Consider the following 23,277-nt stretch of genomic DNA (forward strand, 5'->3'; position numbering starts at 1 on the left):
ATGTACGATATGATAGACGCAGCAGACAAGTTAAATAGAGGGGATGAATGAAACGATGAACAAAGCAATAAAAAAACCGTTAACTGTTTTAGCAGGGATTACGTTAGCCATCAGCATCGCAGGATGCGGTACTGCGGATAGCGGCCAATCGGCCTCAAGATCAACTCCTTCCGGGAGCGCTGCGCCGCAAGCCAAGAAAGAAAAGACAAAGCTGACTTACTGGACCTTCCAACGACATGACGCCGATTACATCAAGCAGAAAATCCAGGCGTTCAACGAGACGAATAAGGACAACATTGAAGTGGAAATGACGATGATGGCGGAGAATTATCCGCAATCGCTGGATCTGGCCTTTACAAGCGATCAGGCTCCTGATGTATTCGCAACGCCGGGTAAACAGATAGAGCTCTATGCCAAAGGTTACTTTGAACCGTTTAACAAATACCTAACAGACGATATGAAGAAAAAATTCGGAAGCTACGTGTTCGAGGGCAACAACCAATTCGATAACAACATCATTTCACTTCCTAACGTAGGCACCACGATTCGACTCATTTATAACGTCGATATGTTTGACAAAGCGGGCCTCAAGCCACCAAAGTCGCTCGATGAAATGGTTGTCGTAGCAAAGAAAATTACTGAAGTGGGCAAGGCTGACGGTATTTATGGCTGGTCGCTTCCTTATAAGAGCCCGGCAAGCGCTTTGGACCGTTCTGTAGCGAAAATGGCTGAAATGAACGGATTCCACAGAACTGGATTTGACTTCAAAGCAGGTAAATATGATTTCGCAGGCTGGAAGCCTATTATCGAATCGTTACGTCAAATGAAAGCAAATGGCAGTGTCCTGCCGGGTTCCGAGGCGCTGGACATGGATCCGATGCGCGCGCAGTTTGCGGAAGGCAAGATTGGGATGTATATCTCTTACTCGGTTGAACCGGGAGTATATAAAAATCAGTTCCCGCCCAAAATTCGCTGGGACGCCGCTTTAGTGCCAACGATTGACGGTGGGGAGCCTAAAGGCGCGATTGATCCTGGTGCAGGTACTTGGCTGTCCCTGAGCAGTAAGTCAAAGCACAAAGAAGAGGCATGGAAGTTCATTTCCTACATGTATCAGGATGAGATTCTTCGCGGGTACCACGAGCAAGGTTTTGGTTTAACGGTGCTTCCTCATGTATTGCAAGGAGCCAAAGAGCCTAGCATTCCAGGCATCAAAAATTTCCTTTTGACTAAAAATGATGCTGCTTGGCCTGTAGCACCGCAAGGCGTTACACCTGAAGGGAAAACATGGCACGAAGAGTTTACGAAGTACATTTTGAGTGGCGGCGATTTGGATAAGACGATCAAAGACGTAACAGCTCGTTATAATGCCGCTTTAGATAAAGCGGTGAGCAGCGGCAGCGTGAAAGTGAAGGCTGATCCGAATTTTGATCCAAAGGCGCTGCAGAAAAAATAAGGCTTGAATAAATACGCTTCTGGAGGCTGCCATGATTCGAAAATGGAAGAACCACGCGGAAGCCTATCTGTTCGTCTCTCCGAGTGTAATCTTAACGATTACACTCGGTATTTATCCGATCTTATGGGCTTTGCGCTACATGTTTTATGATTATAAAGGCTACGGTGTTGCGAAGTTCGTAGGTTTTTATAACTTCAAGCGGATTTTTCGTGACGACGTTCTATGGGATGCAATTTGGAATACGTTCACTTTTGCCGCCGGCAAAATGATCATTACGATACCCGTCGCTTTGATATTGGCCGTCATCTTGAACGGTAAGCTTAAGGGGCGCAACTTGCTGCGTGGCATTTACTTCATGCCCACCATTTTTAGCACAGCAGTGATGGCGGTTGTATTTTATATTATCTTCAACACCTACAACGGTTTATTAAATCAAATATTGAAAATGATTGGGTTACCGACTGTGGAGTGGTTGGGCACGGAGTACGCTTTACTAACCTGCATCCTGATTGCAGCGTGGGGCGGTATCGGTAACTATATGTTATTATTTTTGGCTGGACTGCAAGGCATACCCAAGGATGTTTACGAAAGTGCTGAGATGGATGGAGCTGGGGGTATAAGGCGTTTCTGGTCGATCACCATTCCGATGCTGGGTCCCGTACTGAATATCATCATGATGCTCGCTATTATGAGTGCGCTCGACAGCTATGAGGCGATCATGGTATTGACCGGCGGAGGACCGGCGGGGACTACGGAAGTCATGCACTTATATTTGTACAAATTATTATTCCCTGTTTCTACAGGTGAAACGATGTCTCAAGATATCGGTTACGGAGCGGCGGTGGCCATGTTCCTGGCTTTGATTGTAGGCGTCATAACAGGAATCTACTTATACTTATCAAGAAAACTTAATGATGTTCATTCCTGAGGAATGCGAAAGGAGGGTAATTTATGCCGCGCATATCGGGCAGAATCATCACATGGATATTTCTACTTGCGGTTGCTGCGCTTCTGCTGCTTCCCATTGTGCTCGCCATGCTCGGTTCCTTTAAGACGAATCAGGAGCTAAATGCTGGCACGTCCATACTGCCAAGTATTTGGCAGTTTGAGAACTACATGTACACATGGAAAGAAGCCAAATTCTCCAGATACGTGTGGAACAGCTTGATTTATAGCATTAGTGCGACGATTACGACAATCATCGTTTGTGCCTTGGCCTCCTACGCCGTCGCTCGTAAAGACTTTCCCGGCAAAAAGCTGCTTCTGGGGGTATATTCCGCCATGATGTTTATTCACATGGGCGTAATTACCTTAAAGCCTGCTTATCAAATCATGGTCATGCTCGGTTTGCATAAATCAATTTTTGGATTAATTATTATGATGACCGGAGCGGGTGGAACAACCTTCTTTATTCTATATGCGTTTATTAAAGGGATATCCAAAGATTTGGACGAGGCAGCCATGATCGATGGCGCTGGATCATTCTATATCTTTTCACGAATCATTTTACCGCTTTGCACGCCAGCGATAGGTGTCGTTGCTCTATTCGCGTTCAGGGGAGCGTGGAACAATTACATCATGCCCCTCGTCTTCACTATGTCGCAGCCGAATCTGCAGCCCATTACGGTCGGTCTGGCTAACATTCGCTATGGCTATGGAGGGGCTGTGCAAAGTCACCTCATGCTAACGGGAGCTTGCATTTCCATGGTTCCAATGCTGCTGATCTACTTGCTTGCGAACAAGTCCTTCGTGCAGATGAATGTCGGAGCACTAAAGGGTTGAGGGGTGAGTCTTTGACGTGTTAAGATCAGGGGTATGAACCTAAAGTGAGGCTGGGGATTGACGTGGGCTTGATGTACAGATTGTCCTTTCGCCAGAGGATTTGGATGGCGTTCATACTTGTTGTATCCTTGGCGATCTTAGCTACAGGGTTGCTTGCTTATCGGATCGCCGCAGGTGTAGCTGAACAAAATGCATACCGTCTTAGTCAGGATACACTTAACAAGACTTCGCAAGCATTGGATGAAAAGCTGAACAAAATCAAGACGTCCATTTTCTCTATGATGATGAACACGGATTACAGAAGAGCTGTCGGACTGGAACCCACTTCGGATTTTCAAAATTATTATACGCACCTATCCGCTTTGCAATCGGTGTTCATACAGCTGAAATTGATTGAACCTTTAATTAATTCCATTCTCATTGCAACGCCAGATGGCCAATACTATGAAACTTCGAAAATCGGACTTCCGCGGCAATCCTTTTATTCTACGACACTTTATACCAAGGCCAAATCTGCATCAGACAGGCATCTTGAGTTCTGGATAGCGGGACATGTAGATCCGTTCTATAACGAGAAAAATGATATGGTCTCCTTTTTGACGGAAGGGGCTATGAATGAAGCTTCAAGTGGCAAGTATGTGCTTGCGAATGTGAAAGTAGAGGAACTTAAAAAATACATTAACCAATATTTAGACTGGAACGAAGGGCGTTTCATGCTGCTTTCCCGCGAGGGAGAGATGATTTTCCCTTCGGACATCGGTCTATTTCCAGATTTCAACCAGAATAGTGCTGTTCAGCATGCCCTGCAAAACGATGAAGGCTACTTCGATTATCAGGCCGATGGAAAAGACTATTTCGTCAACTATAGGAGGCTGGGGTCGGCCAAAGAATGGGTCATGTTCAGTGTACTCCCCAAATCGAGTCTGTTGCAGCAGATGGGTAATATCAAGTGGGCAATGATTGCGATTATTCTCATCTGTCTCCTGGTCTCCATCCTGTTTGCGCGACTGTTAACCCGATTGCTGCTTCTGCCGCTGAATCGTCTCCAAACCGTAATGAAAAAAGTGGAGCTTAACCAATTGAATGTCCGATTCGAAAGCGTATTTCAAGATGAAATCACGCAGGTGGGGTATCGCTTTAACCGAATGTTAGATGAAATCAACCGTTTATTCCATGAGGTCAAGGAGGCGGAAACGGAGAAGCGGAAGGCAGAACTGAAAGCGATGCAAGCGCAGATCGATCCGCATTTTCTGTACAATACCTTGAACACGATTTATTGGAAAAGTCAGCTTCAAGAGCATGAACATGTGCAAAATATGGTGCTTTCACTCTCTCGTTTGTTTCAACTCGGCCTGAATAAAGGTCGTGAACTCACTACCCTTGAGAACGAAATTGTCCATGTGACGCAGTATTTGAACATTCAAAAGCAATGCTACACATCCTTGTTTGACTTTCAGGTTGATGTGCAGAGGGATGTGGATATCAAACAACATATTTTGAAAATTTTGCTGCAACCGCTTGTAGAGAACTCGATCCTGCACGGATTTAAAAATAAACAAAAAGGTGGATTCATTCACATACGTATCGTACAGAATGGGAAGCTGCTTGTTCTGGAGGTCGAGGATAATGGGGAAGGATTCTCCACCATAGAGGAACCTGGGAAGGAACTGAATGGATACGCGCTGTACAATGTTCAGAAGCGTCTAAATCTCGAGTATGGCAATGATGCCGAATTGCATCTAGCAAGCGAACCTGGTTTATTTACCAAAGCGACCATAACGATTCCATCTTATCCATGAAGAAAAGGGTGGGAAGAGTATGAAGAATAACGACTGGAAAATGTGTGTTATCGACGACATTGTGGCTGTGATTGAGGGGATTTCCAAGAGTGTGCGGTGGAGTGAGCATGGCATTCATGTGGTCGGTACAGCGACGAACGGTGAAGATGGGCTTCGATTGATCGAAGAGATGTCGCCAGATATCATCATTACCGATATTCGAATGCCAAGAATTGACGGCATGGCCTTAACGGAGCGAGTCAAGGCGAAATATCCAAGCTGCAAAATCATCTTCATAACGGGATTCACAGATTTTGAATACGCCCAGCAGGCACTTAAACTGGGGGCATTCGATTTTATAGCAAAACCGTTCTCGCTGGCTGAGATCGTGGAGGCTGTTCTTAAGGCGAAGCTAGTACTCGAAGAAGAGCGAAGTGAAGCTCGTAAACGCTGGCAGCTGGAGCAGAGGGTTAAGACAAGCATACCGATGTTGCAGCAAGAGTTTTTGCAACTGCTGCTGCACCATCGCGGTGAGGAAGAGAATATACTTAAGCGATGGGAGTTTCTGGAAATACCGCTTGCCAAAGAGAACTTGACTGTCATGGTCCTGGAAATTGATAACTTTGAGGAGCAATGCCTTCACATTCCGGTTCAAGAAGCGGAATTACTGCGATTTGCTTTGCAAAATATCGTTGAAGAAACAGTATCTGCCTATACGTCTTGTATCGTTTTCAGAGAGACGATGGAGCGGTTTGTCGCTGTATTTAATGAAAAAGAGGGAAATAGCAGCATGGTGATCGCGGAAAAATGCTGCCAGCACATTGCGATGTATACGCGATTTACGGTATCCATCGGTCTCGGCTTAGCTATTCCGCGCATCAACGAGCTCGCTAGTTCGTACGATCAAGCTGTTGCCGCTTTATCGTACCATTTTTACACCGGAGGCAATGGTGTGTTTGGTTATCAGGAAGTGACAACGACTGATATCAGACGTATTTATTACTCCGTTGATATGGAGAAAGAGCTTCAATATAGCATACGCAGCAGCAATTCGGAGAAAGCTGCCGCGATCATAACGCATATTTTCGCTGAATTTATGAGTACGGAAGAAATGCCCGAACCTGAATATGTCATTAGTATGTATTATGAGCTCGCCTACATGATGATCCGTGTTTTGTTGGAAATCGTTTCACAAGAAGATGCAATAAGTATTCTACAGAGTGTTCGTGACCGGAGTATGCTGGGGTCAGTCTCTATGGGTAAATTGAAAGGGAAGCTGCAGCAGCTATGTCAGCTGTGCTGCGAGTTGATTGAACGGTCGCGGGCCAGTGAAGCCTCATCCATCATCGAGGAGTCTGTACACTATATCCGCAGCCATCTTCATGAGGATCTATCGGTGCAAAGCAGCGCGAGGCTTGTTCATCTCAGCGGAAGCTATTTTGCCAACCTGTTCAAAAAAACGATAGGTATGCCCTTTATGCAGTTTGTCACGCAAGAGCGGATGGAACTGGCGAAAAACAGGCTGCTTGCCGGTCATCAAGTTCAGGAAATCGCCTATGCAACTGGATATGAGGATAGGCGTTATTTCAGCGAGGTGTTCAAGAAGCATATCGGCATGACACCTTCAGAATTTAGGACGAAGTATATGTCTGGGGATTCGATATGATAAATTTCAAATAACACAACCTAATATGTCCCCACCTCTACAAGTGGGAATAATTGACTTCGGACAAAGGAGGGCAGTAGCCCTCCTTTGTCCGTTTTATGTGTTTGAAGAGATACGCTGATATGTATCGATATCACAGATGACGAACAGCCGCGCATCTTCAGGAATGAGCTGATCCAGCTTGCGGTTGATGTTCAATTGATCGCCATCGGAGATCAGTGTCGCACCTTCTTGGAGCAGCTGCTCGAAAGCGTCACGGTAGGTGCTCCACGATTTTTTTTTGCCAAGAACATGAAGATTATCACCCGATTGTCTAGTTAAAAGCTGTGACACGATGCGGGAAGAGCCCGGTGAAAAGGCAGAGCGAACGGCAAGCTGCGAAATCGTCTCAGAGCCGAGGATGAACTCGTTCACGTTGACATGCAGGAAGTTTTGCATATTTTCGCGGTTTTTAATTTCCACAATGGAGTGCACGTTGCGGTAATTCCGCTCAATGGTCGTGGCAACGAGCAGTGTTTTGCCGTCGACAAAGGAGGGGTCGCGAAGCATGGCCTGGTCTTCCGTTGTTTCATTAGCAAAGATGAACACAGAACGTGCCTTTTTCATATTGGCATTTTCCAACGTTTCAACGAGGGTAGGACTTCCTTGGATATAATGGACGCGATTATGAACGATAGGTGTCTTCTCCAGTGTATCAATGAGAACGATCTCCGTTTCAGAGTCCGTGTTTAGAATTTCTTGAATCGCCAACTCGGCGTTTTTGCTCCAGTCTACGATCACAAAATGCTGTTCGCCCTGATATCTCAATTTGCCCTCTTCCTTTCGCTGTCTATATACGAATAATGAATCGATGACTTTACTGATAGTAACGGAGATCAGACCTATTCCGAAAATGTAGAGAAACATGCCGAGGCATTTGCCTGCAACGGTTTTCGGTGCGTAATCCCCATAGCCGGTTGTCGTGACTGTTGTCATGACCCACCATAAGCCATTGAAGAGGCTGCCAAAGGTGTCTTTTTCCAATAGGTAAGCGCTCACGGAAGATAGGACGATAAACACAATGGCTACGACGAAAATAAACTTGTTATTCATCCGCAGCAGTTTGAGAAAGAACTTGCTGAAATAGAACATATAGGGTCCTTTCTTAAGTCTAAATGGCAAAAAGTAATTGATTGAAATTGTTTGCAACATACTTCCATTTATAGTGAGAAAGGTAGCTATTTAGTACTGGTGCATGCTACAATAAGGAACAAATGTTCTAGGACGGAGAAAAATAGATATGACCCCTAACGTCAACATTTCCGTGCGTTCCTTGGTGGAATATGTGTATCGCAGCGGCAGTATTGAGTCAGGTTTTCGGACAAGTCGGGCGCTGACGGAAGGGACCAAAGCGCACCAAAAAGTGCAGAAGCAATACGGCGAGTCGGACCAGCATGAGGTTTATGTTTCGGCAGAGATCCCCTTTGAGGATCTTTTATTTGTCATTGATGGGCGCTGTGACGGGCTTCTGATGGATGCGGATGGCGAGATGGTTACCGTGGACGAAATCAAATCAACCTCCTCCGATATTGGGCAGATCGAGGAGGATTCCTATCCGGTTCACTGGGCACAAGCGAAATGCTATGCCTATATGGTGGCCAAGGATCGAGGGCTAAGCCGTATGCGAATTCAACTCACGTATGTGCAGGTTGATACGGAAGAGACTCGGCGATTTGTTGTGGAAGTGTCATCGGACGAGCTTGAGCAGTTCATGTTTGACGTAGTGGAGCGGTATTATCCATATGCACAGGCGAGAAATGCGCATGAACAGCGCAGGAATCAGAGCATCAAGGAGCTGTCTTTCCCGTTCCCCAATTATCGTGAAGGGCAGCGTAAGTTGGCCGGTGCAGTGTACAAAACGATAAACGAAGGGCGCAAGCTGTTCGCCAAGGCGCCAACAGGCATCGGTAAGACCATGTCGACCCTGTTCCCATCGGTCAAAGCGATTGGTGAGGGACTGCTGCAGCGGATCTTTTATTTGACGGCGAGAACAACTACCCGCACCGCAGCAGAAGAAGCATATTCGCTTCTGCAGGCTCGGGGACTTCAACTGCAAGTCGTCACGATCACGGCGAAGGAGAAAGTGTGTTTTAAGGAGGAAGTGCGGTGCTCGAAAGAGCATTGTGAGTTCGCCGACGGCTATTATGACCGGATTAATGAAGCCGTGCTCGATCTCTTGAAACAAGAGACCATTATGACGCGTTCAGTTATAGAATCGTATGTGCGCAAGCATCGGGTGTGTCCTTTTGAGTTTTCACTCGATGTCGCTTATGCAGCAGATGCTGTCATTTGCGATTATAATTATATTTTCGACCCTCGTGTGAATTTGAAAAGGCTGTTTGAGGAACAGAAGCGGCAAACCTCGCTCCTTGTAGATGAGGCTCATAATTTAGTGGATCGTGCGCGCGAGATGTATTCCAGCGTTTTAAATAAATCGGATTTCCTTACGCTGCAGCGCGAGTTCAAGGGCGTTCGAGCTGAGCTGCATGATGCGGCCAAGGCTATTAATCAGTACTTTATTGCGATGCGTAAGCAGATCGGGGATCGCCAGATGCAGGTGGAGCCGGAGCTGCCGGAGCTGTTAATCGGGCTGCTGGACGTGTTTATTGCAGCAGCGGAAAAAGAGTTGGCCGGGGCAGGCGCCACAACGCCCACACCCCCTACAGCCCCGCTGCTGCTGGAGGCTTACTTCGGCGCACAGAATTTTGTGCGCATTGCGAAGCTGTACGATGAACGGTATGTGACGTTCATGGCATGTGATAGGAACGAGGTCAGCGTGAAGCTATTCTGCCTCGATCCCTCCCACTTGCTTCGACAGATGGGCAAGGGGTATCGGTCGCATGTGTTCTTCTCGGCGACCCTTTCGCCGCTGTCCTACTTCATGGACACACTAGGGGCTGGGGAGGACGACTATTCCGTGACGGTGCCGTCCCCTTTTTCCAAAGAGAAGCTGGATGTCTTCGTTCAGCCTCTATCAACTCGCTACCAGGATCGCGAGCGCAGTCGTGAGCCGATTGCCCGCTCGCTGTATGAACGGATGGCGAAGCGTTCGGGTAATTATTTGGTGTTTTTCCCTTCGTATGCCTATATGAGCAGCGTATATGAGGCTTTCACTGACCTCGTAGGTGAGCAGGAGGTCCTGCATTCAGAGCAACCGGAAAGGAAGCTCCGAGTTCTCGTACAACAGACGAAAATGTCGGAGGAGGAGCGGGAGAACTTTCTGGCGGAGTTTCAAGCGGGAACGGATAAGACACTTATAGGCTTTGCTGTGATGGGCGGTATTTTCTCGGAGGGCATTGATCTAGTAGGAGACCGACTAACAGGCGTGGCTGTCGTCGGAGTCGGTTTGCCGCAGCTAGGACCGGAACGAAATCTTATCAAGACGTACATGGACAGTACCGGCAAAAACGGCTACGAGTATGCCTATGTGTTCCCAGGCATGAACAAAGTGCAGCAGGCCGGCGGGCGCTTGATCCGCTCTGAAACGGATCGCGGCGTTCTACTGTTGATCGACGACCGCTACCTGCAGCCGCTATATCAACGTCTACTGCCAGAAGAGTGGCGCGATTACACAGTGCTGCAGGCTCAGCGTCAGTAGTGTATGTCATGTTTAGCACTGTAACTTTTAAAGCGAGGCACCAAAAAAAGGCGAAGAACCCTAGAGGGATTTTCGCCTTTCGTTGCAACAGGAAGTAAATCACTGAAATTGGAAAATCAATGCCTTTCCATTGGATAATTCCAATGAAATTACAATTTCCACAGCATGAATAGAAAATCTATTGGATATTTCCAATGAAAATGAGATATCTGACATAACTATAAACTTTTACACTCATTCATGCACAAATAAACGGTGGAATTTATAGGTAGTTATTGATAAAATTAAAGTTAAAATGAAACCACGTTTCACCACGTGGAATTTATCTTGGAGGGTTATGTATGAACTTTTCATTTTATGGGATTGACCATATTCAATTAGCGGCTCCTGAAGGCCGTGAAGATGAGGCGAGAAATTTTTTCGCAAAATTACTAGGCTGGACAGAAATCCCGAAACCTGAAAACTTAAGAAAACGCGGCGGTGTTTGGTTTCAATGCGGTATTCATCAGGTTCACATCGGGGTTCAAAAGGATTTTGTTCCTGCTACAAAAGCTCATCCAGCATTTCAGGTAAGCCAATTAGACGAGTTGCAGAGATATTTGGTGAATCTTAACATACAAACCATTCCAGATGATGCAAGAGACGACGAGGGAGTAAAACGATTCTATTTGAATGACCCATTCGGCAATCGCCTTGAATTTATTGAATGGCTTTAACAAGAATACGCAGCTTTAATGCTCATATTCCTGTTTCCATTTTTGGATAGCTAAAATGAATTCATTTCGATGGTTGCCTGGAAAATGGTCTAAGGCCGTATAATTTGGGGCCTCGGATGTCATTATTTTAGAAGCAGGGACCACACGCAGAATTTCTACGACATCGTTAGTTATCCTAAAAACTATTCGGATACCAGCTTCTTTTAGGGTAATTTCTTTGCAACATGCGCATTTAGGATCGGAATAATGGCTGAGCTCTTCGCCAACTTCATTCGCTCGGTAACTCAATTCATCGATTGCTTGATTGACTTCATCTAATACGGAAATATCCAACTGCCAATACTCCTGAGCTGCTCCTGCATCAAAACGAATAGCCAATCGCTCCTTCGTGTGGTTCTTTGCGGATTTCTTTCCAAATCAAAATAGAGGCTGGATCTTGCGTGATTCGATCTATTCGTTCATTCAGTATTCGCTCTTCCTCTTGTTGTTCTAGCTGAGTCAGTCGTTCAAACATTTGCTCAAAGTAAGGGTATCCAACCAATACGGTGTCGACGATACCGTTATCTGTTATGAATTGTGGTAGATCCTTCGCCTTCTTACGCAGCTCGCCAAATTTCTTGGAAGCCGTGGTGGAACTGACCAATTGATCGGCTGTAAAAGTAAGTTTTGTCATGGATATAGTATGATCCTCGTCGCTTTAAGTATTCAGAAGCTGATGGAGGCGAAAATAAAGAAGAAGTGCAGCACAATGTACGACACTTCCTCAACTGTTATTTACAAACCATAAGCAGGTTACCGTCCGGATCCCGAAAAGCGAACCATTGTTCATTTTGGATTTCCGTAACAAGCTCCACCTCGTTATTTTTCATAAATTCATAAGAAGCTTGAATATTCTCGGTTTGAAACATAAAAGCAGGTGTTTGATAAGTTGGAGGGCCGCCAGGCTCGTTGCCGCCCCACATGGGCATTTGATCAAGCACAAGGGAAGTTCCATCCATAGGAAGAGCGTAGAGGTGTCCGAACAAGATATCCCCGTCAGGAGCTACACCAAGTAACTTACAGTACCAATCACGTGCATTCTCAATATTCCGAACGGGAATAAAGACGTTGCTAATTCGATTCTTAATCGGACTTGACGCACGAACCTCGCTCATATCAACTCAACCTCCATAAAAGGGGTAATTTCCCTTTAAGTATTTCATATGAAATCCTGTCTGTAAATGATTTGCAGCTTTTCCCCCAGAAATAAAAAAGAGTGAACTGACAATAATGTCAGCTCACTCCTAATTTCATAATGACATCCGATAAATGTTCACAACATCTTCGCGAGTCAGCTTCTTAAAGTTGCCAAAATCCCCGTAAACCATGGCTTTATCGGCCATGAGCTCAATTGTCGAGTCGTCGATGTCGTAATCGGATAGTCGACTTGGCGCGCCAATGGAGGCGAAGAATTCACGAAGAGCCGCGATGCCTTCCTCCGCAACTTGGCGATCCGATTTGTCAATCGCATCAATATCAAAGACGTTCTGTGCGAACTGTTTGAACCGTGCCACGTTTGCATCGAGTGTGTAGGTCATCCAGTTCGGAAAGAGGATTGCTAGGCCGCCTCCGTGCGGAATATCGTGAACGGCTGAAACGGCATGCTCGAGATTATGGGTCGCCCAATCGCCGCGAACGCCCATGCTTAGGACTCCGTTAAGCGCCATTGTACCGCTATATAGAATCGTTGCACGTTCTTCCAGATCATCAAGATCTCGCAGCAAGCGGGGAGCCGTATCGATCACTGTGCGAAGGATTGTTTCACAGAAGCCATCCTGCAATGGTGTGTTAGACGTATGATGGAAGTACTGTTCAAACACGTGAGACATGATATCAACCATGCCATATACGGTCTGATTTTCAGGCAAGGAAGTCGAGTGGGCTGGATCTAGAATCGAAAATTTAGGGAATGAGAACGGACTGCCCCAACCGAGTTTCTCTTTCGTCTCCCAGTTCGTAATAACAGAACCGGAGTTCATTTCTGAGCCCGTTGCTGCGATTGTGAGGACAGTTCCCAAGGGCAGCGCACCCGTTGCAGAAGCCTTCCGTGTAACGATATCCCAGAAGTCACCCGTGTACTTCGCTCCTACAGCAATAGCTTTGGCGCAGTCGATGACGCTGCCACCGCCGACAGCAAGAATGAGATCAATGTTCTGGTTGCGGCACATTTCCACACCCCGATGAACAGTTGTTAGTCTCGGGTTAGGCTCTACACCGCTCAGTTCGAAGATATTTGCATCCAAGCCTTTCAGCAGATGAACAACGTTCGTATAAATGCCATTCTGCTTAATGCTCCCGCCGCCATAGACGAGCAGCACGTTCTTGCCATATTTAGGTACCTCAGCTGTTAATTTCTCCAGTTGTCCCTGACCGAAATGCAGTGTGGTTGGATTATGAAATGTAAAATTATTCATCGAATTACCTCCTCAGTGAGTCTGTCTGTAGGTAGAATGTTCTTACCCTTTCATTGTATAGAAGAAACAGTGAAAAACAAAATTTGGCCTCTGCTAAGGAATGACGACAGCCCCGGCCTTGGTTTCCTGGCGCGTGAAAGGCCGATCTCCCAACCAGTAGATAGTCCCATCCTGCGTAACAAAATGATGAAAAAAATAAGCTCTTCCTTCAATCGGGAAATGATAATAAGATGAGTAATAGACGGCGCTCAGCAAGAAAAGTTGTATATTAATTGAACGAGGCAGGACTTCCCATTATTTCCATATAATTTAAATGTGAACAAACCCATATCAGGGAAGTGATGCAGCGTGCTTGTGACTAGAATTATCAATTCTGAGAAAAGCTGCGCGCGCTTGAGTTCGGTACTGACGAGGATAAGTTCCATATTACCATGAGCTTCGGAGCAACGGTTCGTGACAAGGAGCAAAAGGTGACAGAGCTAGTGGCTGCAGCGGATGCGCTTTTGTATGAAGCGAAGGAGCAAGGTAGAGACCGCTTAGTATGGGGATCCTATTCACTTCCCTAGGCAAGAGATGGTATGATCGGTCTGTATCCAACGATTACTAATTAGGAGGGAAGCAGCATGGCAACGTTAACTCCATACATTTACAGCAGTGATGCAAGAAAACAAGCTGACTTTTACGTGAAGGCACTAGGCGGGGAATTGGTTAGTCTGCGTACTTTCGCGGATATGCCGGATGCGGATGAATCAATCAAAAATCGCGTCATGCATCTAGAGCTGCAGGCCCTGGGCCTTCGCTTCTTCATGGCTGATTCAGGTAAGGATACCGTGGATAGAGGCCAAGGTCTGGATTTGACGCTGGAATTTAAGAGCGAAGAAGAAGCGCGCCGTATATTTGATGGACTATCCGAGGGTGGCGTTGTGAAAATGCCTTTCGAACACATGTTCTGGGGGACGATGTTCGGTCGTCTGGAGGATCCTTTCGGTGTGATCTGGCAGATAGCAACTGAATCGTAATCATCTTATGAAAACTATGCCAAATAGGCAGGGATATACTGTTGGACAAACGGCGAAAATATGCCAGACCTCGATCCAGACCCTCCATTTCTATGACAAAATTGGGCTTGTAAAGCCGCATCGTGTGGATGGGCAGAATGGTTATCGGTACTACGCCAGTCAAGATATTCTAGCGATTAAAATCGTTCAGGATCTGCAGGGTATGCAGTTCACATTAGAGCAGATCGGTCAGATTCTCAAAAGCAAAAACATAGACGGTATCCCAGAACTGATGCGTGGGAAAAAGGCGGAAGCGGAAGAAACGATCCGCACACTGGAGACTGTCGTCGGCACGATTGACCAAAGGCTGCGGCATTTGGACGCCCAGCGGCAGCTTCGCAACGAATTCGAGCATACGCAAGTCGTGGTAGAATTGAAGACATATCCGGATCGCTTCGTCGCTTTCGAACGCAAACGTGACGAGTGCGGAATGGAGGCTTCAGTTATGCGCTTCATGGCGCTGATGGACCGGATCAAAGAGAACGGATTGACGATGGATGGACACATTATGACCATCTACCATGAAGATCTACTGACGTTTGACAGGGGAGACTCCGATATTGAGATCTGTGTGCCTCTGCTGCCAAGTAAGCCCGAACCTGCCTTTACCCGGTGGCTGCCAGGCGGGGATTACATATCCGCGGTATACGCTGGTTTTCCTAATGAAGATACGTGCAAATCGCTGTTCCAGCGTTTAAGGGATTGGATGAGCCTGAACGGCTATGTAGAAAATGGTCCTGTGCTGGAGCGGTATTTGATTGATTTTACCCATATGATGAATACAGATGACTTTATTGTTGATCTTCAAATTCCTGTGAAAAGCGTATTGACCCTATAGCTGCTATAGGGTTTATTGTTATTTTCATAAGAAGAAGCCAGCCAGTCAATCTGGCGAAAACCATTTGGGAGGATGCAGCATGGAAGTCATATTGGGAGCGGGTCCGCTGGGCAGGGCCGTCATGAAGGAGCTTTTGAGGAGAGGGAAGAAAGTCAGAATGGTTAACTCCTCGGGCAAGGTAAATGTGCCTGATGGTGTTGAGGTGATGCAAGCAGATCTGATGAGTGAAAGCGGTGCACTAACTGCGCTAAAAGGGGCAAAGAACGTTTTTCAATGCGCTCAGCCTCCATATCATAAGTGGGATGGGTTGTTTCAGAAACTGATGAGTAATATTACGAAAGCATCTGCTTATCATAAGGCGAACCTAATCATGGGGGATAACCTCTATATGTACGGTGAAGTTATAGGATCGATCGATGAAGGGCTAGCCTATAAGGCTTCCACGCGTAAAGGCAAAGTAAGGGCTGAAGTTGCTCGTGATCTGTTGGATTTGCACCAAAAAGGGACGGTGAGAGTTACTATCGGCAGAGGGGCTGATTTCTTTGGACCTCAGGTAGGAAACTCGTACGTTGGCGCGCGTTTTTTCACACCAGTGGCGGCTGGAAAGTCGATTTCACTGCTTGGGAATCCAGATGCGCCGCATACATTTACGTATATAGACGACTTCGGTCGAGCCCTCGTGACCTTAAGTGAGCATGAGGATGCCTTCGGTCAGGTATGGCACGTCCCCAATGCAGATACCGTAAGCGCTCGGCGATTCGCGGAACTTGCCTACGAGGTTGCAGGGCACTCTCCGCGCATTGGCACGATGGGCCGTGGGATGCTCCGTCTGGGAGGTCTATTCATACCGGCGGCCAAGGAGGTTATCGAGATGCTGTATCAATTTGAGCAGCCTTTCGTCGTGGATAGCAGGAAGTTTGTACAGCGTTTTGGCGGAGAGGCGGGACCTACGCCACTGCGGACTGCGCTTACCGAGACAGTGGCGTACTATCGCGAAAGTTTAAAGAAATAGGAGGCTGCTTCTCCGCCTGAGGGCCGATGGGATCTTGTTTACATTCCGTTTAAAATAGAAGTGTATGATACCTAAGTAAGGGATCATACCAGAGAAACGGATGAACATCCAATTGGTAAAGGAGTAGAGATAGATGGCAGCTACAAGGAAAGAAGAGCCTAAGGTTAAGAGCAACTGGCGCGGATTCGCTCGTTTGCTCGCACAAGCTAACCCGCCAAAGCTCGTATTAAGCATAGCATTAGGGTTAAGTATTATTTCAACATTGGTGGGATTGGTGATCCCGCTGTTTACGAAGAATGTCGTTGATAGCTTCTCGATTAGTTCCCTGAATTGGGCACAGATTGGCGGTATGGCAATCGCTTTTGTTGCATCGGCAGTAGCTTCCGGGATTTCGGTGTACTTACTGAACTTTGCGGGACAGCGCGTTGTGGCAGGCATTCGGGATCGTTTGTGGAAGAAGCTGCTCGTGCTGCCGGTTAGATACTATGATAACCATCAGACGGGAGATACGATTTCTCGAATGACAAATGATACAGCTGTCATTAAGGGACTCATTGCCGAGCATATGGCGGGTTTCGTCACGGGGATCATCTCGATCATTGGATCTATTGTGGTGCTCCTGTTTATGGATTGGAAAATGACGCTCATCATGTTCAGTGTATTCCCGATAGCCTTCGTCATTCTTTTTCCGCTAGGGCGGCAAATGTTTAAAATATCCAAGGGCATGCAAGCCGAGACAGCTGGCTTCACCTCCGTACTGAATCGAGTGCTATCGGAAATGCGCTTAGTGAAGGCAGCGAATGCCGAGCCTGTTGAGTATAAAGAAGGGGCTGCAGGGATTCAAAGGCTTTTCAAATTCGGGCTTAAAGAGGGTCGGATTCAAGCATTAATGGCGCCGCTTGTCACCTTTGTCATGCTAATGCTGTTTGTCGTGCTTTTCGGGTATGGCGGCATGCAAGTTGCCTCTGGGGCCATTTCAGCTGGTCAGCTCGTTGCTTTCATGCTGTATTTGTTCCAAATTGTTGCGCCGATTACGCAAATTACGCAGTTTTTCAATCAGGTACAGAAGGCGATGGGGGCAACCGATACGATCCTCAAGGTACTCGATTATGAAGAAGAGAATCCGCATGCCGGAGTACCTGTCACGAATGCTTCGCAGTCGATTCACTTCGAACAGGTATCTTTCAGCTATAAAGAAGGGGACTCTGTTCTGAAAAATGTCAGCTTCACTATGGAAGCGGGCAAGGTAACGGCGATTGTAGGACCGAGCGGCAGCGGGAAGACGACGATGTTCTCTCTTTTGGAAAGATTTTATACGCCGCAAAAAGGTTCAGTCGCGTTGGGGGCTGACCGAATTGATCAATTCTCGCTCATCTCATGGAGGAGTCAGATTGGCTATGTATCGCAGGAGAGTCCGCTGATTGCAGGTACGATTCGAGACAATATCTGTTACGGCCTGCAGCATGAAGTGACGCTGGAGGAGCTGAAGCGGGCTTCACGGATGGCGTATGCCGATGACTTTATCGAGGAACTGCCGCAGAAGTACGAGACCGAGGTCGGTGAACGTGGCATCAAGCTGTCAGGTGGACAACGGCAGCGGATCGCCATTGCGCGAGCCCTGCTGCGGGATCCGAAGATACTGATGCTGGACGAAGCGACATCGAGTCTGGACAGTAAATCGGAGGTCGTTGTGCAGCAAGCGCTGCAAAATTTGATGCAGGGACGTACAACACTAGTGATTGCGCATCGCTTATCGACGGTGGTAGATGCCGACCAAATTATCTTTCTGGACAAAGGCGTCGTGACGGGCAGTGGTACACACCAACAATTGCTGGAGTCCCATGAGATGTACCGCGAGTTTGCTACGCAGCAGCTGCAGCTGCAGCTGCAAGAGCAGACGTCTTCAGATCACACGCAGTTGGAAACAGTGTCTACTGAGGTTCATTCCTAAAATAGGATGACCCGTAGTATTCGGCAAAAGATAACTTAGCACTTGGATGAACAATGAAATTTCCTGATCGAGCAAAATTTAAGCAGCACATATACTCGATATGGTGGAGTAGAATATTTGAAAACATAGTAGAATTTCCATGAGGTCGCCTCGTTTCGGATGTTTGTAGGGGTACACACAGTTTGCCGAATGAGCGGCCTTTTTTTTGCCATTTTTGGATAACCAATAGACCTGCGCGAAATGCAACATTTCACTAATTTGCCCGATTGAACCCACCCAAGTGTTGTATTTTCTGCAACAATTCCCACCCTTAATAGCTATTTTGCAAGCTGATATTGCAGTTTGTACAACAAGAATTCAGACCCATTTGAGGAGAAAACGCCTGTTTGGGGTCGCAATTGTTGTAGATTTTATAACATTGAAGTGAGTGAGGCGGGATGTAGGCAGGAATTGTTGCACTTTCTACAACATCAAACGTTGAGAGTAAGGAGTTATTCATGCGGCGGCCTCTAATGAGCATACATGATTATGGAACAAGGAGGAGGCGATCTCATGTCGAATATGTATGATAAAATCATGTATCACTGGACCTGTTGGGAGGCTTGGATAGATGGATAAGGTACGATGGGGGATTATTGGTTGTGGGGATGTGACTGAGGTCAAGAGCGGGCCTGCCTTACAGAAGGCGGAGGGTTCAGAGCTTGTCGCTGTGATGCGAAGAAATGGAGCGCTAGCTGAAGATTATGCCAAAAGGCACGGAGTTGCTGCATGGTACGATGATGCTAAAGCGCTGGTCAATGATCCGAATGTCAATGCGATCTATGTTGCGACACCTCCAGGTTTTCATCGGGAATATGCCCTGCTAGCCGCACAGGCGGGGAAGCCTGTCTATGTGGAAAAGCCGATGGCGAGGAATCATGCGGAATGTTTGGAAATGATAGCTGCTTGCGAAGAAGCAAAGGTACCTTTATTCGTGGCCTACTATCGCAGAGGCTTGCCGAAATTTGTTGAGATCAAAAGATTGCTTGACAGCGGTATCATTGGTGAGGTCCGATTTGTGCAGACGACTTTTCTCCAAACCATGAGGGAAGATGATGGACAGGAGCAGCCGTGGCGGATACGGCCGGAGCTTTCCGGAGGCGGTTTGTTCGTTGATTTGGCGAGTCATACGCTGGATGTTCTTGATTATTTACTTGGCCCAATCGGCGAAGTGAAAGGTTTTGCCAGAAATCAGTTGGGGCAGTATCAAGTTGAAGATATCGTAACAACGACCTATGCATTTGAGTCAGGTGTTATGGGTGCTGGGATTTGGAGTTTCAATGCATTCAAGCGCAGCGACGTAACTGAAATTACTGGGAGTCTTGGTAAAATTGCCTTTTCAACGTTTAGTGATGATATTCGCTTGGAGATGGCAGATGGTCAGGTCGAGGAGTATGCCATTCCGTATCCGGCTCATGTGCAACAGCCTCTTATTCAATCCGTGGTTGACGAGCTGCGGGGTATTGGTAAAAGCCCTAGTACTGGTCGGACTGCGGCGCGAACAAATCGGGTGATGGATGAATTGCTTCGTGACTTTTATCTTCAACAGCAGTCCTGAGCAATCTTCTCCAAATGTTTACAGAAACATATAAATGCGGATAAAACAATTGACGGAAACCCAAGAGCCCTTTAAACTATGGTTAATTAATATGGAGTCTTGGGTATTTCATATCCTCAAACTTTGTCCCGCAAAAGCGTTAAAGTGGTGAGTGAGCAATGAGTCCAAGCGATAAATGGGAACTTAGAGAGGGGTAATTATGTTGAAAAAGAAAGCACTCGTATCATTTGCATTAACAGCAGCTCTTATGGTCGTAGCAGGTTGTGGGCAGAAGGCAGCTCCGGCTCCAGCAGCAAGTGCTGCGGCTTCAGCAACTCCGGCAGCAACGGCAGCCGCGCAAAAGTCTTATAAAGTAGCGATTTCACAAATTGTAGAACATCCTTCTCTGGATGCAACACGTCAAGGTTTCCTAGCGGCACTTAAAGAGGGTGGTATCGTAGAAGGTACCAACTTGAAAGTCGATTTCAACAATGCGCAAGGCGATCAACCGAATAACTTATCCATTGCTCAAAAAATTGCTTCCGCTGACTACGATTTGGTGCTTGGTATCGCAACACCATCCGCACAAGCTCTTGTACAGCAAGTGAAGAAATCGCCAATTCTTTTCGCAGCTGTTACAGACCCGCTTGCAGCCAAAATTGTTAGCAATGTGGACAAGCCGGGCGGTAATGTTTCCGGAGCTTCGGACACGAACCCAATGGCTGTTGCACAATTAATGGATTTCGTAGCTGCGAACATGCCTAAAGTGAAAACAGTTGGTCTTGTTATTAACGAAGGGGAGCCTAACGCTGTTATCATGGCCAAAAATGCAGAGCAATCCTTAACGAAACATGGTATTAAGCTCATTAAAGCGCCTGTTACCAATACGTCTGAGGTAAAACAAGCTGCGCAATCCCTTGTTGGCCGCGCGGATGCTTTCTTGATTACCCTTGATAACACGGTTGTTAGCGGCGTGGATGGTATCATTCAAATCGCGAATGACAAACACATTCCGTTCTTCTCCAGTGACCGCGATACTGTGGAAAAAGGTGCTTTTGCAACAGTTGGCTTCAAATATTATGATCATGGCTACCAAGTTGGCCAAATGGCTGTCGACATTCTCAAGAATGGTAAAAAACCAGCAGACATGAAAGTAACTGTTCCTGAAAAAATGGATCTGATCTTAAACCTGAAGGCAGCAAAAGCTCAAGGCATTGATGTAACAGACGCTATGAAAAATGCAGTAAAAGATAAAGAGAAAAACATCATTCAGTAAGGTTTAAGACACAAAAGGGGTGAACGTCGCTTTCGTTCACCCCTTTTTTTCAAAGTAGGAGGTTATTCACATGATGGATTCAATGAATGGTGCCGTCGAGCTAGGTCTTCTCTATGCGCTGATGGCGCTTGGTGTTTATATCACGTTTCGCATTCTCGATTTCCCCGATCTAACGGTGGACGGGAGCTTTACAACAGGCGGTGCTGTTGCAGCAATCATGATTGCTCATGGCTATTCGCCGCTGCTAGCTTGTTTGGCTGCTTTTGCCGGCGGGCTTGTGGCTGGAGCTTGTACAGGACTGCTCCATACGAAGGGTAAAATTAATGGGCTTTTATCAGGAATTCTCATGATGATTGCCTTGTACTCTATCAATATGCGCATTATGGGCAAACCTAACATCTCGCTTCTTGGGGTGGATACGTTGTTCACCTCGATGTCGCCGATTGCCGTTGTGCTCATTATTGTCATCGTGTTCAAATTACTGCTGGATGCGTTCCTGCATACCGATTTGGGACTTGCTCTGCGAGCAACGGGTGACAATGCGCGAATGATCCGCAGCTTCGGCGCAAACACGGACAATACCACGATTCTAGGCGTTAGCTTATCAAACGGATTGGTAGCACTATCCGGAGCTCTCATCGCGCAGCAGTCGGGCTTTGCCGACATCTCGATGGGGATCGGGATGATCGTCATTGGACTGGCTTCCGTTATTATTGGGGAAGCGATTTTTGGCGCTCGGACGGTTTTTCAAGCGACACTGGCTGCTGTACTCGGTTCCATCGTGTACCGTATTGTTGTCGCATTGGCACTGCGAGTCGAATGGCTAAAAGCATCAGACTTGAAGTTAATTACCGCGATTATTGTTATTATCGCGCTCGTTCTTCCTTCCGTTCAGCGAGCCATTAAGCAAAAAGCAACAGCGAAACGGCGATCGGCTGAACTCATTGCCCTTGCTGTGAAAATGAACAAGGGAGGTGATCGTTAATGCTTCAGCTCTCGAATGTTTCTAAGCTATTTAACCCCGGTTCAGCGGATGAGAAAATCGCGCTAATCGGTATTAACTTGAACCTGAAGCCCGGTGACTTCGTCACGGTCATTGGCAGTAACGGCGCCGGTAAATCGACGCTGATGAACATCATCTCCGGCGTCATGATGCCGGATGCCGGCGAAGTGCGCATAGGTGGCGAGGTGATCCACCACCTGCCGGAATACGAGCGCAGCCGCTGGATCGGCCGCGTCTTTCAAGACCCCATGGCGGGGACCGCTCCTCGAATGACCATCGAGGAGAATCTCGCCATGGCGTATGCCCGCGGCAAGAAGCGCGGGCTGAGCTTCGGCGTCACCGCGCGCAAGCGCGCGCTGTTCCTGGAACAGCTGCAGCGCCTCGGCATCGGCCTGGAGGGCCGTCTGCGCGCGAAGGTGGGCCTGCTCTCCGGCGGAGAGCGCCAAGCCCTCAGCTTGCTGATGGCGACGTTCACCAAGCCGCAGATTCTGCTGCTTGATGAGCACACCGCCGCGCTGGATCCTTCGCGCGCGGAACTCATCACACGATTGACCGAGGACATCGTGCGCGAAATGAAGCTGACCACTTTGATGGTCACGCACAACATGGAGCAGGCGATTCGTCTCGGCAACCGCCTGATCATGATGGACAAGGGCCGCATCATCCTTGATGTGAGCGAGGAACGGAAGAAGGACCTCACCGTGGAGCAGCTGCTCGGTGAGTTCGAGCACATCAGCGGCAACAAGCTTTCAGATGACCGCGTGGTGCTGGGTTAAAGAGAGAAAGCCTTCGGCGAAAGGGATGGATTCCCTGGGCCGAAGGCTTTTTTATGAAATATCGAATCATACTGGTGGAAGGAACTTGCAGCACAGCAAATTTCTTTAACGTCATTTTTTTGCGAGACTTACGCAAAATTTATTATTTTTCGACCTTTCTATAGGTTATACTAGTTCTAAAGGACTACGTTCGGGTTGACCGTGAACGAGTAGCAGCGTCGGAGAAATTTACCGCTTTCCAAATTTGATTTAAAGTCATAAATTTATCGTACAGTACTTCGTATTTAGGAGAAAATTATGAG

21 protein-coding genes are annotated in these 23,277 nt (G+C 47.1%); 16 read left to right on the plus strand and 5 right to left on the minus strand.

The window, feature by feature from the left end:
- Positions 1 to 55 precede the first annotated feature (55 nt).
- The 5 genes from QFZ77_RS05640 to QFZ77_RS05660 all read left to right on the plus strand — a co-directional run bounded on the left by QFZ77_RS05640 (position 56) and on the right by QFZ77_RS05660 (position 6,679).
- Positions 56 to 1,453 carry an ABC transporter substrate-binding protein gene (locus tag QFZ77_RS05640; RefSeq protein ID WP_307437271.1) on the plus strand — a complete coding sequence of 466 codons (1,398 nt, stop codon included), beginning with the start codon at positions 56 to 58 and terminating at the stop codon, positions 1,451 to 1,453.
- 31 nt (positions 1,454 to 1,484) lie between these two features.
- Positions 1,485 to 2,381, plus strand: coding sequence for a carbohydrate ABC transporter permease (locus QFZ77_RS05645; RefSeq protein ID WP_307437275.1), 897 nt, complete (start codon positions 1,485 to 1,487; stop codon positions 2,379 to 2,381).
- A gap of 23 nt (positions 2,382 to 2,404) precedes the next feature.
- Complete coding sequence (locus QFZ77_RS05650; RefSeq protein ID WP_307437278.1) at positions 2,405 to 3,235, plus strand: carbohydrate ABC transporter permease; 831 nt, start codon at positions 2,405 to 2,407, stop codon at positions 3,233 to 3,235.
- Between the two features lie 104 nt (positions 3,236 to 3,339).
- Positions 3,340 to 5,034 carry a cache domain-containing sensor histidine kinase gene (locus QFZ77_RS05655; RefSeq protein WP_307437281.1) on the plus strand — a complete coding sequence of 565 codons (1,695 nt, stop codon included), beginning with the start codon at positions 3,340 to 3,342 and terminating at the stop codon, positions 5,032 to 5,034.
- A 19-nt stretch (positions 5,035 to 5,053) separates the two neighbouring features.
- Positions 5,054 to 6,679, plus strand: a complete 1,626-nt coding sequence (locus QFZ77_RS05660) for a response regulator (RefSeq protein WP_307437284.1) — start codon at positions 5,054 to 5,056, stop codon at positions 6,677 to 6,679.
- 96 nt (positions 6,680 to 6,775) lie between these two features.
- Here QFZ77_RS05660 and QFZ77_RS05665 read toward each other — a convergent pair whose 3' ends face one another.
- On the minus strand, positions 6,776 to 7,810 hold the full coding sequence (locus tag QFZ77_RS05665; protein ID WP_307437286.1) for a potassium channel family protein: 1,035 nt from the start codon (positions 7,808 to 7,810) through the stop codon (positions 6,776 to 6,778).
- A 148-nt stretch (positions 7,811 to 7,958) separates the two neighbouring features.
- Here QFZ77_RS05665 and QFZ77_RS05670 point away from each other — a divergent pair, with 148 nt between their 5' ends.
- Positions 7,959 to 10,316, plus strand: a complete 2,358-nt coding sequence (locus QFZ77_RS05670) for an ATP-dependent DNA helicase (RefSeq protein WP_307437289.1) — start codon at positions 7,959 to 7,961, stop codon at positions 10,314 to 10,316.
- Positions 10,317 to 10,657: 341 nt separating this feature from the next.
- On the plus strand, positions 10,658 to 11,032 hold the full coding sequence (locus tag QFZ77_RS05675) for a VOC family protein (protein WP_307437293.1): 375 nt from the start codon (positions 10,658 to 10,660) through the stop codon (positions 11,030 to 11,032).
- A gap of 15 nt (positions 11,033 to 11,047) precedes the next feature.
- Here QFZ77_RS05675 and QFZ77_RS05680 read toward each other — a convergent pair whose 3' ends face one another.
- From QFZ77_RS05680 to QFZ77_RS05695, 4 genes are all read right to left on the minus strand, one after another.
- On the minus strand, positions 11,048 to 11,410 hold the full coding sequence (locus QFZ77_RS05680) for a hypothetical protein (RefSeq protein ID WP_307437296.1): 363 nt from the start codon (positions 11,408 to 11,410) through the stop codon (positions 11,048 to 11,050).
- Positions 11,394 to 11,705, minus strand: a complete 312-nt coding sequence (locus QFZ77_RS05685) for a hypothetical protein (RefSeq protein WP_307437301.1) — start codon at positions 11,703 to 11,705, stop codon at positions 11,394 to 11,396. The genes QFZ77_RS05680 and QFZ77_RS05685 overlap by 17 nt, the downstream gene beginning before the upstream one ends.
- A 97-nt stretch (positions 11,706 to 11,802) precedes the next feature.
- Positions 11,803 to 12,186 carry a VOC family protein gene (locus tag QFZ77_RS05690; protein ID WP_307437305.1) on the minus strand — a complete coding sequence of 128 codons (384 nt, stop codon included), beginning with the start codon at positions 12,184 to 12,186 and terminating at the stop codon, positions 11,803 to 11,805.
- Positions 12,187 to 12,321: 135 nt separating this feature from the next.
- Entirely contained in the window at positions 12,322 to 13,485 is a 1,164-nt protein-coding gene (locus QFZ77_RS05695; protein WP_307437310.1) for an iron-containing alcohol dehydrogenase, read from the minus strand.
- Positions 13,486 to 13,868: 383 nt separating this feature from the next.
- Here QFZ77_RS05695 and QFZ77_RS05700 point away from each other — a divergent pair, with 383 nt between their 5' ends.
- From QFZ77_RS05700 to QFZ77_RS05740, 9 genes are all read left to right on the plus strand, one after another.
- A complete protein-coding gene (locus QFZ77_RS05700) occupies positions 13,869 to 14,051 on the plus strand; it encodes a diguanylate cyclase domain-containing protein (RefSeq protein ID WP_307449278.1) in 183 nt (60 codons plus the stop codon).
- Between the two features lie 57 nt (positions 14,052 to 14,108).
- Entirely contained in the window at positions 14,109 to 14,504 is a 396-nt protein-coding gene (locus QFZ77_RS05705) for a VOC family protein (protein ID WP_307437312.1), read from the plus strand.
- 7 nt (positions 14,505 to 14,511) lie between these two features.
- Positions 14,512 to 15,381: a MerR family transcriptional regulator gene (locus QFZ77_RS05710; protein WP_307437315.1), complete on the plus strand. Its 870-nt coding sequence runs from the start codon at positions 14,512 to 14,514 to the stop codon at positions 15,379 to 15,381.
- Positions 15,382 to 15,460: 79 nt separating this feature from the next.
- Positions 15,461 to 16,393 carry an NAD-dependent epimerase/dehydratase family protein gene (locus tag QFZ77_RS05715; RefSeq protein WP_307437318.1) on the plus strand — a complete coding sequence of 311 codons (933 nt, stop codon included), beginning with the start codon at positions 15,461 to 15,463 and terminating at the stop codon, positions 16,391 to 16,393.
- A gap of 133 nt (positions 16,394 to 16,526) precedes the next feature.
- Positions 16,527 to 18,344, plus strand: a complete 1,818-nt coding sequence (locus QFZ77_RS05720) for an ABC transporter ATP-binding protein (protein ID WP_307437320.1) — start codon at positions 16,527 to 16,529, stop codon at positions 18,342 to 18,344.
- 610 nt (positions 18,345 to 18,954) lie between these two features.
- Positions 18,955 to 19,941: a Gfo/Idh/MocA family protein gene (locus tag QFZ77_RS05725; RefSeq protein ID WP_307437323.1), complete on the plus strand. Its 987-nt coding sequence runs from the start codon at positions 18,955 to 18,957 to the stop codon at positions 19,939 to 19,941.
- A gap of 199 nt (positions 19,942 to 20,140) precedes the next feature.
- The gene (locus tag QFZ77_RS05730) at positions 20,141 to 21,196 is read left to right on the plus strand and encodes an ABC transporter substrate-binding protein (RefSeq protein ID WP_373462566.1); all 1,056 of its coding nucleotides are present in this window, start codon (positions 20,141 to 20,143) and stop codon (positions 21,194 to 21,196) included.
- Between the two features lie 70 nt (positions 21,197 to 21,266).
- Positions 21,267 to 22,181 (plus strand): ABC transporter permease, encoded by a 915-nt coding sequence (locus QFZ77_RS05735; RefSeq protein ID WP_307437326.1) that lies wholly within the window; start codon positions 21,267 to 21,269, stop codon positions 22,179 to 22,181.
- Positions 22,181 to 22,975: an ABC transporter ATP-binding protein gene (locus QFZ77_RS05740; protein ID WP_307437329.1), complete on the plus strand. Its 795-nt coding sequence runs from the start codon at positions 22,181 to 22,183 to the stop codon at positions 22,973 to 22,975. The genes QFZ77_RS05735 and QFZ77_RS05740 overlap by 1 nt, the downstream gene beginning before the upstream one ends.
- Positions 22,976 to 23,277: the final 302 nt, after the last annotated feature.

The sequence above is a fragment of the Paenibacillus sp. V4I3 genome (assembly GCF_030817215.1).
GTDB lineage: Bacteria > Bacillota > Bacilli > Paenibacillales > NBRC-103111 > Paenibacillus_E.